The 13,509-nt window shown below is 41.7% G+C and carries 15 protein-coding genes and 1 pseudogene; 7 read left to right on the top strand and 9 right to left on the bottom strand.

Going from position 1 to position 13,509, the window contains the following annotated elements; translation table 11 throughout:
• From AB5903_RS20345 to AB5903_RS20335, 3 genes are all read right to left on the bottom strand, one after another.
• Positions 1–1,055, bottom strand: a 1,055-nt coding sequence (locus AB5903_RS20345; RefSeq protein ID WP_368118181.1) for an MraY family glycosyltransferase, incomplete at its 3' end; no start/stop codon positions are given.
• A 74-nt stretch (positions 1,056–1,129) separates the two neighbouring features.
• Positions 1,130–1,708, bottom strand: a complete 579-nt coding sequence (locus AB5903_RS20340) for a UpxY family transcription antiterminator (RefSeq protein WP_005868833.1) — start codon at positions 1,706–1,708, stop codon at positions 1,130–1,132.
• An 870-nt stretch (positions 1,709–2,578) separates the two neighbouring features.
• Complete coding sequence (locus AB5903_RS20335) at positions 2,579–3,799, bottom strand: site-specific integrase (protein ID WP_005868829.1); 1,221 nt, start codon at positions 3,797–3,799, stop codon at positions 2,579–2,581.
• Positions 3,800–4,365: 566 nt separating this feature from the next.
• Here AB5903_RS20335 and AB5903_RS20330 point away from each other — a divergent pair.
• The 5 genes from AB5903_RS20330 to AB5903_RS20310 all read left to right on the top strand — a co-directional run bounded on the left by AB5903_RS20330 (position 4,366) and on the right by AB5903_RS20310 (position 6,507).
• Complete coding sequence (locus AB5903_RS20330; RefSeq protein ID WP_005868826.1) at positions 4,366–4,677, top strand: DUF2958 domain-containing protein; 312 nt, start codon at positions 4,366–4,368, stop codon at positions 4,675–4,677.
• A gap of 73 nt (positions 4,678–4,750) precedes the next feature.
• Positions 4,751–4,987, top strand: coding sequence for a hypothetical protein (locus tag AB5903_RS20325; protein WP_005868824.1), 237 nt, complete (start codon positions 4,751–4,753; stop codon positions 4,985–4,987).
• Between the two features lie 13 nt (positions 4,988–5,000).
• Entirely contained in the window at positions 5,001–5,249 is a 249-nt protein-coding gene (locus AB5903_RS20320; protein ID WP_005868823.1) for a hypothetical protein, read from the top strand.
• A gap of 43 nt (positions 5,250–5,292) precedes the next feature.
• Positions 5,293–5,730 carry a hypothetical protein gene (locus AB5903_RS20315; RefSeq protein WP_005868821.1) on the top strand — a complete coding sequence of 146 codons (438 nt, stop codon included), beginning with the start codon at positions 5,293–5,295 and terminating at the stop codon, positions 5,728–5,730.
• Between the two features lie 267 nt (positions 5,731–5,997).
• The gene (locus tag AB5903_RS20310; RefSeq protein WP_007569216.1) at positions 5,998–6,507 is read left to right on the top strand and encodes a hypothetical protein; all 510 of its coding nucleotides are present in this window, start codon (positions 5,998–6,000) and stop codon (positions 6,505–6,507) included.
• A gap of 15 nt (positions 6,508–6,522) precedes the next feature.
• Here AB5903_RS20310 and AB5903_RS20305 read toward each other — a convergent pair whose 3' ends face one another.
• The 5 genes from AB5903_RS20305 to AB5903_RS20285 all read right to left on the bottom strand — a co-directional run bounded on the left by AB5903_RS20305 (position 6,523) and on the right by AB5903_RS20285 (position 10,789).
• Positions 6,523–6,810: a hypothetical protein gene (locus tag AB5903_RS20305; RefSeq protein WP_007569214.1), complete on the bottom strand. Its 288-nt coding sequence runs from the start codon at positions 6,808–6,810 to the stop codon at positions 6,523–6,525.
• Positions 6,811–6,920: 110 nt separating this feature from the next.
• Positions 6,921–8,447 carry a type II toxin-antitoxin system HipA family toxin gene (locus tag AB5903_RS20300; RefSeq protein WP_005868817.1) on the bottom strand — a complete coding sequence of 509 codons (1,527 nt, stop codon included), beginning with the start codon at positions 8,445–8,447 and terminating at the stop codon, positions 6,921–6,923.
• A complete protein-coding gene (locus AB5903_RS20295; RefSeq protein WP_005868815.1) occupies positions 8,437–8,757 on the bottom strand; it encodes a helix-turn-helix transcriptional regulator in 321 nt (106 codons plus the stop codon). Before AB5903_RS20295 ends, AB5903_RS20300 begins: the two co-directional genes overlap by 11 nt.
• Before the next feature lie 99 nt (positions 8,758–8,856).
• Complete coding sequence (locus AB5903_RS20290) at positions 8,857–10,446, bottom strand: type II toxin-antitoxin system HipA family toxin (RefSeq protein WP_005868813.1); 1,590 nt, start codon at positions 10,444–10,446, stop codon at positions 8,857–8,859.
• Positions 10,439–10,789: a helix-turn-helix transcriptional regulator gene (locus AB5903_RS20285; protein ID WP_005868812.1), complete on the bottom strand. Its 351-nt coding sequence runs from the start codon at positions 10,787–10,789 to the stop codon at positions 10,439–10,441. Before AB5903_RS20285 ends, AB5903_RS20290 begins: the two co-directional genes overlap by 8 nt.
• Positions 10,790–10,918: 129 nt before the next feature.
• Between AB5903_RS20285 and AB5903_RS20280 the strand changes: the two are divergent.
• A pseudogene (locus AB5903_RS20280) lies at positions 10,919–11,078 on the top strand (helix-turn-helix domain-containing protein).
• Between the two features lie 126 nt (positions 11,079–11,204).
• Positions 11,205–12,485, top strand: a complete 1,281-nt coding sequence (locus tag AB5903_RS20275; protein ID WP_195292382.1) for an ATP-binding protein — start codon at positions 11,205–11,207, stop codon at positions 12,483–12,485.
• A 305-nt stretch (positions 12,486–12,790) separates the two neighbouring features.
• On the opposite strand, the gene AB5903_RS20270 is transcribed toward AB5903_RS20275, so the two are convergent.
• The coding region (locus AB5903_RS20270) for a LuxR family transcriptional regulator (RefSeq protein WP_368118179.1) at positions 12,791–13,509 on the bottom strand (719 nt) is incomplete at its 5' end.

The following is a 13,509-nucleotide window of genomic DNA, read 5'->3' as shown; positions in this document are numbered from 1 at the left end:
GTCCATATCAATATATCACCCAAAACGATCCAGTTCACATTGAGATAAAGGGACAGAAGAATATTGAGCAGTATGAATATAGTTGACACGGAAACAATGATGATCATGGTATTGCGCTGCTTTATTCCGAGAGCAAGCAGCTTATGGTGGATATGGTTCTTGTCCGGCAGGAACGGGTTCTTTCCGTTGCGTACCCGATGCAGGTAAACCCTGACCACGTCACAGCATGGAACCAGCAAGGGTGAGAAGGCCAGCACCATCGGATGTACATTTCCTGTATTATCGTCTAGTCCGCACATGGTCAGTTTGAGACTGAGGAAACAGAGCATCATGCCGATGGTCAAACTGCCTGTGTCGCCCATGAAGATCTTCCTTCCGTGTTTGGCGTTCCCGAAAACATTGTAATAGAAGAATGGTACCAACACTCCCAATGTGGCAAACGCCAGCATGGCATAAACATACTGATGGAGCATAAAGAAAGTCAGTCCATAAAATAGGCAGGCGATACTGCATAGCCCGGAAGCCAGCCCGTCAATGCCGTCAATCAGGTTGATGGCATTGATGATGAAGACCACGATCAGGATGGTCAGGGGATATCCTAACCATAACGGCACCGCATGGATGCCCAGAACACCGTATAGGTTGTTGATATATACCCCACCGGCAATAAGCATCACGCCGCACAGAATCTGGATGACAAACTTGGCACGATAACGGATACCGATCAGGTCATCGGCCATGCCAACCAGATATAGTACCATGATGGAGCAGAAAGCAAAAGCCAAAGAGCACACGTCGTTCCCGATTTCGGACAATATCTCCGAATGTCCCAGCACCATATTGATTCCTAGCAACAGGGCTATGGTGAAAAACACTACCGGCTTGAATGCGATACCACCCAATCGGGGCACCGCACAATGATGTACCTTCCGCTCATCGGGAAAGTCGAACAATTTCTTACGGAAAGCGATTAGCAGAATCTGGGGAATGACGATACCCGCACAGAGAACACAAAGCAAAAATGCCAGTGAACAATTTACAATCCAAAAATACATATATTCAAATATTATTTTATTTGTGTAAGGCCACGAGGAAGGGGAACTTCATCATCTCCTTTTTGTGTCATCTCTCAAAATTTGTCACAATCGGAATCATTGATGACTTCAATCAAATCGGGATGAACTTCTACCGATATACCCATAATCCCTTCAAGCATCACAACCACCCGGCGGCGACGTTTTCCTTTCACCCGCATGAATACGCCCTTTACTCCATTGAACTTGCCACCGTAAATACATATGTGGGTACCTTTCCGTATGTCAATCTCTTCCGGTTTATAATAAATAGTGTTTTCTTCATACTGCGAGGCAATCTTGATAAAGCTCTCCATTTGCTTATCCGGCACCACGATATATTTCAGTCCCGTGCTTTTCTCCCACATCATGAATTGTAAGAAATTATATTTTTTTTTGAAATCCGTGATCTGTTTTCGGGAAGCATGCACGAAGACGAGATTCGGGATGACTGGTACAAGCCTTTTGGATTTCACTCCGTGATAGACCCTTACGGCATAGTGTTTCGGTATGAAATACTCTAGACCATCCTTGCCTTTGAGCATCTCTTCCGCCTTTTTCTCGTTTTTATAAGCGCTCATGGCGAACCATTGGATTCTAGTTAGATCTTCCCTTGTGGTTATGGGAGTACTCATTCGTCGTGTGTTTTTTAGTTATTACGGCAGGTCAAGATATACCCATAGTTCATCCCAACTTATGTATTGGTCTGTATTATAGTAATTTATGTCTTTTTTGGCTGTCATATCAACCATTCATGCCGTCTTTTATCTTGCCGCATTCCTATTTTTCTCCATAAGAGAAATAGAGGACATAAATATTTAACATATATAATTGATTTACAGGGATTATTCGCTGTAAATACAATCTAGTTTACTCAACATTTGTTATGTAACCACGACATTTAACGAGGTGGCTATTAAGGTTTTTCTTTGTTTTATGCTATTATGTTCAATAATTTATGTATTTTTGCATATTCAAAACATTTCTCTTATGGAGAAAACCGTCATTTATTCAATCTTTTTCAAGCAAGAATTTTGTACTTTCACGGGGCTTTTTCCTTTCTGAATCCATCTTGTCATACAACTGAAAGTATAGGGTATATACTTGTTCATTATATTCCTATGGCATTCGTATAGGAAATTTCTCCTATTTTCGGTGTTTCTCTTTCTGAGAGAAATGGGGTGATTGGTATTTTGATGTATATCAAATATTTATAAGATTGGTATAATCAATTTGCTCAACAAATAATCAGTTTTTTCTAATCATACCTCTTATTTTTTATGGTATGACTAATATTTTTCTTCTGATTTTTAGTGTTTTTTGTGTTATCTTTTGTACTTTTGCATTTACAAATCTTTCTCTCAGAAAGAAAACTTCAATTTGTATAACATAATTCCAACTTATTTTTTGTCAGATAAATAAAAATAATAATTGCCATAGAATAACAGCGGGCCGATTGGGCACGTATGCTGAAACCTATGGCGTAAACTGTTTTATAATGTGAATTAAAGTGTATTTAAAATAATACTGTTCGCTTTATCCACTACGGAGGTGTCTAACGATGCAAGATAAATCCGTGTAGTGCTTTCTGAATCATGTCCCATAGCTTCGCTGATGGTAGCCAACGGAATGTTTTTGCTTCTGGCGATAGAAGCCCAGGCGTGACGTGCCACATAACTCGTCAGCGGAATAGGAAGGCCGATTTGTTTTCCCAATTTCTTTAGTTTTGAATTCACCAGCTGGGCTGCATTCTTGTATTGTTTCCGTTCATCCGTTTTTGCGTCGAGAATGATCGGCAATAGATAAGAAGAACCTATGGTATCGTATTTATCTATGATTTCTTGCATGGGCTTTTCCCATTTGATTACTAGCTGTTGGTTGGTCTTTTTTCTGCGATATGATAAAAAACCGTTTTGCAAATTACTTTTCTTTAGATAAGCCATGTCTATAAATGACATCCCTCGGGTATAAAAACTGAACATAAATAGGTCTCTTGCATATTCCAAAGAGGAGTCGTGACTTAAATCCATATCGCGTATCTGTCGGATAATTTTGGCCGGAACTGCCCGTTTTACAGTTTTATCTATGCCCGTATATACATGTTTAAACGGATATCGCTGTATAACCAATTCTTTTTCTACGGCACGATTATACATGGCTCTGAGGTTTCTCATGTAATAGGAAGTACTGTTCGGACAAATGTCATTAGATTTTAGATATTGTTCATATTCCATCATCAGGTTGGAGTCTATATTGTCGAAAGGGATGTCTCTGCCTTTCTTTCTGAAATTCATGAATCGCTTGAAGCTATTGAGCGTAGTGGTATAAGTTTCTGTGGTGCGTATTTTACCTATTTGTCTCAATTCTTCAATGAGATTCTCACAAAATGACACAAAGTACTCGTTCACAGGAGGAGCGGAATAATATTCAATGATTTCGTCTGCCGTATATTTGTATCCAAGATTCTCAAATCTTATCATAATATCTTTTAGACGTGAGGTGTCTTCCTCAATACATTTTTTTAAAGAAACCAAATACCGATGCCGGTTTTCTCCTGTCTTTGCTGGTATGATTATTTGGGAATTGAAAATATCCCACTCGTCAGGATAAATCTTGTATCCTGAATTTATCTGCCTTGCTACACGATTATGAATTACTTGATAGAACAATGTTCCCGCTTTTCCTTCTATAGAGGAATGTCGATACTTTATTTTTAATGATGCCATTTTTTTGTTTAATTAATATTATATTCTCCAAAATAAATGTTTTGGCGTATTATATGTTTAATAACCAATAAATTAGATAACTGTTTGATTTTGATTATAGTTGGATTTATATTGATATGGCGAAATACTTGGCTATTATATATCAATGTGAATAATGTTGGATTTTATTCTTCTTTTATTTCCGTACTGCCCTTTTCCTTGTTTTCTGCCTCCCCTAATGTACGTTTTTTCATAGCCCCGTCTGAGAGCCTTTGTTTTTGAACGGCAAATTTATTTCGGTGGATGGATACGAAAGAGTTCCGGTCTTCGCCCTTTGTACCGAAAAAAATAACGCCGGACGGCTTCGCTGTCCCCAACATTTTTTGTCGTCCAAAACTTTTCTCAATCCCTCCTTCCTTCTTGTTGTGTGCCGTAAAAAAAAGGCTTATAAACTCAGATGGGGCATGAAAGCTCAAAAAAAAAGTCGGCAGAAAGAAAAGGTCATCCCGGAAAGGGGTTTTAAAAAAAGGTCTTTAAATCTAGCTGAAGCATAAAATTAGAAGTTTAACCCTTTAAAAATGTGACATATGATTACAGTGACGGAACAACTAAAGAATGTGTTTGAAGCCAACCCTTTGTACTCAAAAGAGGGGCAGGGGCTTAATGCGGAAGTCATCGCAAGGTTTTTCCTTCCTTTTTCTTCGGTGGTATGGTTGGTAACGGAAGCCGAACAGCAGGAAGACGGTGACTGGCTTTTTTTCGGTTATTGCCATATTCAAGAATGGGAATGGGGTTATGTGCTTCTTTCTCAAATTCAAGAGGTGAATGTTCGTGGGTTGACCGTGCAGCTGGATAAAGGACTGAAAACCGGTATAACGGTAAAAGCTTGCCTGAATTGATTAGAGAATAAACGGAGAGGGAACAACCCCTTTCCGCTTTCCAACCGGAATATTGAACTTAAAAACGGAAGTTATGGTTTACGAGACGAATTGCACGGAAATAACACAGGACAAATGGCGTGAGCTGATGAAGTACGGTAGAAAATGCTCCTATCGGCTGCTTACGGCGAGAATCAAGCGGGAATTGCCGGAATTATACCATGCGCTGGCTCTCCAGTTCTATAATCCTTATGCGGAACAGTGCAGGCAGACACCCACACATTATATATTGGTTCATTCGGCCATTGAATATTTTATCAGAAAACAATAAAGGACAAATGGTTATGAAAACAAAAAAGGTTGATAAAAAGAAAACGCTGGCTTATGCGGTGGCATTTTACTTTACGGATGTTTCCGTAAAGTTCATGATGGGGAATGCGATGTATGAGTATGTACATACCGTTTATGACAGGCGGTATGATAACGGTGGCTTTAATACGCTTGCCGTAGTCTATAATTACAAGAGGATGAAGTACGAGGTATTGGTCGTATCGGACGAGAAGGTAGGTGATAAGGAGATTCATATATTATAAGTTTCACAAACAGGGCTTTTGCCATATAAAAACGGCTTTTGAGATGAAAAAGTTATCGGCTTATACGGTTGCATCCAACTGCACCGACTTGACGGATATACGTGACGGCATCGCTGAAATACATGAAGCGATGAAGACTTGCGTTGAATCCGGGAAACATATCCCTTCATTCTATGTTTCCCGGTTGGCCAAACTGGAAACTAAAAAGAAGAAACTGGAGAAACGGACGCAGGTACACATGACCGTCACCATCCGTTTCTTTATAGATGATGATACCCTTACAATGGCAGTCAGGCATTGCCTTTTCTTCAAGCTGGAACCGACTCGGCAGAATGTGATGAAAGCCATCCGTGATGCGGTTCTTAATAACGGACGTTCCATTCTTGACTTTCCGGAAGCATGGGGAGAAGATCTTATGGATGTGTCTTTCTTTGATGTGGAGAATGCCATGAAGAAGCTGCGTTCCTCATTCGGCCTATAAACTTCATTGCATATTTTTCCGAAAGTAAAGTAACCGTTGGATTTTTGGCCAGCGGTTCTTTTTTCAAAAAAGAACCAAAAACTTTGAATACAATCTTTTTTCATCTTCTAACTTATGTATTCGGAAAAAATTCCATGGCATTCAGAAAAGGGATGATAGCGGTTTGGGGATTATAGGGTAGATTTGTGGGGTAAGCTTACAGAGACAGTTTTTATAGGCAGGTTCCGAAAAGCCTTTGAGAGAGTAGGAGAACATGAGTTATAATATATGGCTATAAGTATAAATGATAGACAATTGATTACACAATTTATTACTAATACTCAGAATTTGAATGTTAATTTACCTACAAATGGTGGAGGGTGTGCTAATTTAGTTAGAGGAATTATAGAACAGGCAACAGGAAAAAGAATTTCAGTTAATCCTTTTGGAGCTTCTTTAGAAAGTATGATACAAAAAATAAATACCTATCATGATTTAGCTAAATGTAATAATGGAGATATATTATATTTTGTGCATCTTCCTAATGCTGCTGTAAATTTACATCAAACTATTCATTATGCAATTTTTTGTAATGTTAATAATGCTGGTGTACAGAAAAATGTTATTGGGATAAATGGATTAGCAGATCTTTCTTTTTCTCCCACAGCTTATCATGGTGTTGTAGCATCTGTAATATCTCCGGGTAATTTTAATGGAGTAGGGCAGGTGATATATGATACTGTAGCATTCCCTAATATTCTTGGTGAATTGTATGTTATTGATTATGAATTGATATAGGAATAAGTTTCTTCGTTATTTTATGGCGTACAGTAGTATAGAAATAGAAAAAAACTGAAAATTGAATAGTAAATTTGTTTGCTCCATGTTACGTTTATTACCGCTTGTAATCGGGCTTTGCGCAGACTTTATGTCCTGAAGGCTTTTTAGTACCCCTTCCATTTGGAAGATTTTGACAGCAGCGATGAAGGTGGTGGAGGATATATCCGGCTGGAGGCTTTTCAGTGTGTTCTCCGATGGCTGATATCCTCTCATCTTCAGTTCCAGAATGGTATTGAAGTCATCATTTCGCATAGCCTTCATGAAAGCCTCCTCTTGTTCGTTGGCAATGTCCGGATTTGGATCGTATGCAGTTGCTTGCCGAACAAGAACAGACTTTTTATTAATGTAATAGTGTCGCTATTCGTCTGTTTTTATCTTCTAGCTAAAGGCAGTAACAACCGTTCCACAAGTTCTTTCTTGTTCTCAACGGGCATCTTGTTTCTGCCTTTGGCAATGACTTCAGCAGCCAAATCGCTTTTACGCCCGGCAATGTATTTCTGTCGCTTTCCGTTTATGAAGGCCTCGATACGGAAATCATGCCGGGTGTTTTCGATGATGTTGATTTCTGATACCAAAAAGCCATCCTCTGTCTCGTAGGGTTCGACAATGGTGGGCAGGTAGTGTTTCATGGTTTTCCCTATGATCGGAGATACCAAACCGGAAAGATGCTCTTCGATGCGGTCTTTCCAATAGTCATCGATTTGATGATTGGTGGCATAATCGTAAAAATGGCTGATGGCAAGGCTGACTTCTTCGATTATCCTTTTCGCATTCTTTATTCCGTTCTGTTTGGCAAATTGCATCAGGTCATCTTCCGTGATGTCGTTATCTTTTCCTGCAATGCTCATGGAGTGTGCGTTTTCGTATGCCGCACCGTCCAAATTGGTGGTGAATGTCATGTCGTAGGCTGGGGTGATGTGCCATGTGCCGTTTCTTTCCATCAGGAAAGAGAAATTCTTGATGTGGTCATCCACGTTGCCGCCCATGATATTGAATACCGTCCTACGGTAGAGTTCGGACTGTTCGCTTGCCGGGATGTTCAGTTTTCGGCAGACTTCAAACAAATCCTCATAGCTCGTTGCATCCGGATTCATGGCAGCAAGTGTCTGTGTATGTATCTTCTCTCCGTTTATCCTATCGTAACGCTCCGTCAGGAAGTGATGTTTTCCCTCAATTTGAATGAGTCGGGAAGGCATCATCGTAATCCCGGCTTCCTTTGCCATCTCATAATATACCATTTCCATTTGCGTGAACGGAAAATCGTCCCCTTCTGCAAACTTCAATATGTAGTAGGTATAGCCCTCCGGTAAAGGGACTTGGCCGGAACGTATATCATGTGTCGTTTCATTGATGGCGATGATGGCTTTCGGGTGCTGCCCTCCGGCTGATGTACCTATCTCATAGATACTTTGCAGTTGCAGTGCTTCGTCATCTTGCACGGATATTTCCTCCCGTTCCTCAAAGATACGGCGTGCCAGTTGGTATAAACTCTCTATCTGGAGAGTGGAAGAGGATTCCAATCCAGGAGTGGCCGGGATGAACTCAAAGGCTCCCATTCCCCGTTTCCCGATGAAAGACAGTTTATCTACCGGTGTGAGTTTGCGCTTGGGGATATGGTTTTGTGCCGCCCATTGGTCGAAGACCATGTTACCCCACCGATCAGGCAATGAATCTGCCAAAAACGGTGGGAGACCTTGATAAGTCTTTTCTTTGTTTCCGAGTATGGGCATACCCTTTGCCGCCGGTCCTTTGACAGAAGCGGTCAGTGGGGCGATTTCCACTCCTTTCTTGATGAAATCCGGATGATAGTTGAAGACGGCTCTTTTGTTTCTTTCGTCCCAATAGAGCTTTCCGACTTCTTCTCCCCATAACATAACACTCACAACATTATTTTCCATGTCTTATCCTTTTCGGCTTTTTATTCATTATTCGTTCCATTGTATAGGCTGAAACAGGTATTTCCGGCATCAGATCATCCATCTGTTCCAGACAGTCCACTACTCGTAACAGGGCAAGAAAGTTGCCCATATTGATGTTATAGGCCTTCCCGTTCTCAAACTGGCGTAAGGTGATAAGGCTGACACCGGCTTTCTCGGCAGCCTCTTTTTGGGTGAGCCTATAGGTTAGCCTGTATTCCTTAAATCGTCTGCCCAGTTCCACTATGATTTCCGGATTGGCCATGGCTTGGGTGATGTGATTCGTTGTCATTTTACAAAGGTAAATATATTAATTGTTAAATCAAAATATGATATATAACAATTAATATATTTACTGTTATATTGAATTGTGCGCGATGTAGTTTGTGTGCTAATCCCCCAATTCCATGCTACGTTTATTGCCGCCTGTAATCGGGCTTTGCGCGGGTTTTATGTCCTGAAGGCTTTTTAGCATCCCTTCCATTTGGAAGATTTTGGCGGCAGCGATGAAGGTGGTGGCGGATACATCCGGCTGGAGGCTTTTCAGTGTGTTCTCCGATGGCTGATATCCTCTCATCTTCAGTTTCAGAATGGTATTGAAGTCATCATTTCGCATAGCCTTCATGAAAGCCTGCTCTTGTTCGTTGGCAATGTCCGGCATATGGATCGTATGCAGTTGCTTGCCGAACAAGAGCAGGTTTTCTCCGATAAAATCGGCGTGTTCCGGCTTGACCCCGCAATCCTTGGCAGTCTCATGCCAATGCGATACGGTTTCCTGTATCTCTTCGATAATCTGTTTGTGTTTCCGGATACCCATGTTCTCACCTACCTTTTGCAGATCTTCCATCGTGAAATTGTCTTGTTTGCCGTTGAGTGACAGCTGGTGGCGGTTCGTCCATTTGCCGCCCGGTGTGTATGAGTAGCAGAGGTCGTATGCTGGGGCCAGTTTCCACTTCCCTTGTCTATCCATCAGGAAAGATAAGTTCTTGCTATGGTCGTCATGGTTCCGGCTCATGACGTTGAACACCATTCTTCGGTATAGTTCCTCCTGCTCTGGATAAGGGAGGTTCATCTGCCGCATGATACGGAATATCTCTTCGTATGAATGGCGTTGGTCACGGTCATAGTGGGCAAGCCCGGCCAATGTCTGTACATGGATCTTCTCTCCGTCTTCCATACGGTCAAAACGTCGTGTCATAAAGTGATATGACTCTTTTTCCTGAAGTAACCGGCATTCCATCATATCGATACCGCAGGCTTTTGCCATCCGGTGATAGGCATATTCGATATTTCCTATTCCTTGTGGATTGTCCGTTATCTGCGTGTGTTCGCTGTATTTGCCGCCATCAAATTTCAACAGCCAATACCCGAATCCTTCAGGAGCTTTTACCTGTCCGGAGCGTACCTCTCCGGTAATATCGTTGTAGGCGATGATGGCCTTGGGCTTGGCACCTCCGGCAGATGTTCCCACTTTCAGTATATCCAGAATGTTTCTTCCTTCCTGGCGCAGTTGGACCTGAAAAGCCATTCTGTCCGTGAATACGGATTTGGCAAGCTCAGTCAGTTCCTCGATATGGAGCACTGATGATTCGTTCATGCCGTTGATTGGCGAGGACGGCTCAAACTCCAGTGCGCCCATGCCACGTTTGCCTACATAGCAAAGCCTGTCTAAAGGGGTAATCTCTTCTCCGGACAATCCCTTGCTGGCAAACCATTCATTGATGATCTGGTTTCCGAAAGTGTCCGGCAGTGAATCGGCAAACAGGCCGGGCAACCCCTTGAAACAGTCGGTACGGTTTTCAAGGAACCGGTAGGGGGTGTTCCTGTACTGGCTGATGGGCATGATGATGGGAGAAATGTCAAGACCGGAGCGGATGAACTTCCGTTCATAGTCGAACAAGGCGGCATTGCTTTCCTTTTCCCAATAGAGAGAGCCTACGCTTTCTCCCCATAGCTTTACATCTACTATCAAATCATTCATGGTTATCTTGTTTTAAATGGCGTACACGGTAGCGTTTCTTTCCTTGCAGTTTTTTGAGCTCTATCGGGCTGACCCGGATTTCCGGTACCAGTTGCTCCAGGTTCTCCAGCAGGCCGAGCGAGCGGAGTACGCTGATGAACAACAGCAGCGATACCGATTTGCCCTTCTCGATGTTCGCAACGGTCAAGGGGCTTACACCGGAAGCCGTTGCCAGTTCTTCCTGCGTGATATGCTGCCTGATACGTGTCTCTTTGATGCGCTGGCCGATTCTCATCAGCACAGCTGGATTGCTCATTTCATTCCACATGGTTGTTCCTTTTTTGCAAATATACAAATAATCCATGTAAATATATAGATTAACTTGAATATATGATGTTAATCTATATGAATACAATGATTATAGTTGCTTTATCGGCTGTTTTTTTCTTTGAACTAGGATGAAAACTGACTAAAATCACAATGTGTTGTGAATATGAAAGAGCTAGGAAAGATGATTAAAGAGTGCAGGAAGAGTTTGAAGGTCAATCAGCTGGAACTTCTCCGAACTGGCGGGCGTGGGCATCAATACGCTGGTGGCCATCGAGCGTGGAGAAGGCAATCCTAAATTGGCTACTGCTTTCCATTGGAGTTGATTAAAGTGCGGAAAAATGTATAAGATTGCTTCTATTATCTGTTTATTTTAGTATATTTGTGCTTTAAATAAGTGCGGATAAATGTATTATACGCTGTTTTTACATGTATAAAAATGCTGTTTGTAGATGAAAAGATTTGTTTTGCAACAACTTATAGAATGGAAAAACCGTGAGGATAGAAAACCTCTGATTTTAAATGGTGCCCGACAAGTTGGGAAAACATGGCTGCTCCATGAGTTTGCCAAACTTGAATACAAAAAAGAGGCTTATGTGGTATGCCGTAAGAATAACCTTGCACGCCAGCTTTTTTCTCAGGATTTCAATGTTGACAGAATTTTACGGGGGCTGCGTGCGATGACTTCCGTTGACATTACTCCGGGTGATACGCTTATTATCCTTGATGAGATACAAGATATCCCGGAAGCACTGGAATCTTTGAAGTATTTTAAAGAGGAGGTTCCGGAGTATCATATAGCTGTGGCAGGTTCACTTTTGGGGATATCCCTTCATCAGGATGTGTCTTATCCCGTAGGGAAGGTAAATGTCATCAATATATTTCCTATGAACTTTGAAGAGTTTCTTGTCGCCAAGGGAGAAGAAGAAGCTTGTAAATTGCTTATGAGTGGGGATTTTGAAACGATAAGCCTCCTGCATGACAAATATACGGATCTCCTTCGGCAATATTATTATGTAGGTGGTATGCCGGAAGTTGTACTCAAATATGTAGAAACGGATTCCTTGCTGGAAGTCAGAAGAATACAGTCGGAGATTTTGCAAGGCTATGATCTTGACTTCTCAAAACATGCGCCCAAAGAACAGGTTCCGCGTGTCCGAATGGTATGGAACAGCATTCCTTCCCAATTATTTAAAGAAAACAAGAAATTCATTTACGGAGCTTTGCGAAAAGGTGCCAGAGCCAATGATTTTGAGATGGCCATTCAATGGCTTGTAAATGCCGGGTTGTTGTATAAAGTGCCTCGATGTACCAAACCGGAGCTTCCGCTTGATATTTATGAAGGCCTGTCGGCTTTCAAACTCTATATGGTTGATTTGGGGCTTATGGGTGCTATGGTCAAGACAGATCCGGCCCAAGTCTTGATTAAAAACGACATATTTAAGGAATACAAGGGAGGAATGACTGAACAGTATGTATTGCAGCAGATGAAAAGTAAGGGCGTGTCACCGATTTATTACCATAACACAGACAATTCGCGTCTTGAGTTGGATTTTGTTATTCAACGTAATGCCCAAATGGTGCCGATAGAAGTGAAGGCCGAAGGGAATGTCCGGGCCAATTCGTTGACAGCATTACTGGGAAAAAGACCGGAATTGCATGCGGAGAGATTTTCTATGTTGCCTTATAAAGTACAGGGTAATCTTACAAATTTTCCGCTATATGCAATATAGGTGTATCCTTTTCCCATGCCGGTCATACCGTTAGAACTGATTGATAAGTATGATGCGTATGTTGGCCGGTATGTCTATCTTTGTGGCAATGAAAACAGAGAGAGGATTGATTTACGCCTTGTTTTCCGGGACGGAAAGGAGATTGGCACGGATGATCTGAATCTGTATTATAATTGATGTGACGGCTTGGATGTCCCCCGGATGAATGTTCGGGGGATTCTTTTTCTTTTGGGCGTTCCCGTGGGACGGTCGGGCTTTACGTTTCAAGTCCTCGCCTAAAGGCTGTGGGCTTTACTCTGCAATCCCTAACGCATGGCTGAAAACTCTTCTTGCCGGTGTTCTTCTTCATACAGCCTCATGCGTTCTTGTAATGCTTCTTTTAAATTGTCGCTTTTTTTCAGTCCGAGTTTGGCACGTATGTTCGCTCGTTGGCTGGTTATGTTTCCGCTACTCCGATGTAATAATTCGCATATTTGGCTGACGGTCTTGTCTTGCAGTATTAAACGGCAGATGTTTAATTCGGACGGGGATAAATTGGGATATATTCTCCTGATTGTATCAAGTTTACTTTTTTCCTTTTTCTGGTATGCGGCAAGGGCTGTAAAAAGATTTTCTTTGGATTGTTCCCCTATTATGTTTAACAGGGAGCTTGTCTTTTCTTCCGGGTTATTCTCGCTTAACAACTCGGCGAACGCGAATAGTTCTTCCTTTTTCATTTGGAGACGTTTCAAAAGCATTTCCTCTTCCTCTTTTAGCAAGTTGCTACTTTTTAGCAAGCTGCTGATATTACTGTGTATGGATCTTCCTAATAAGGGGATCATGGTGTATATGATGATGACCAAAGGCAGATACCTGTATAGGAACGGTCCGTCGGTGATAAGTGTGCAGATTGTATAGGAAGCTATGGTAAGGGAGGACAATAGGATGGAGATCTTACTCATATAGGCACAGATGGAAAGCATGGTAAATAAGAGAGAGATAGTAAGGTTACTCATTATCAATGCTCTTTGATAACTATATTCAT

The organism is Bacteroides sp. 2201st1_D9_2201SCRN_220225, assembly GCF_040928965.1.
Taxonomy (GTDB): Bacteria; Bacteroidota; Bacteroidia; order Bacteroidales; family Bacteroidaceae; genus Bacteroides; species Bacteroides stercoris.
The sequence above is the reverse complement of the archived record's forward strand: the minus strand, read 5'-3'. Positions and strand labels throughout refer to the sequence as shown.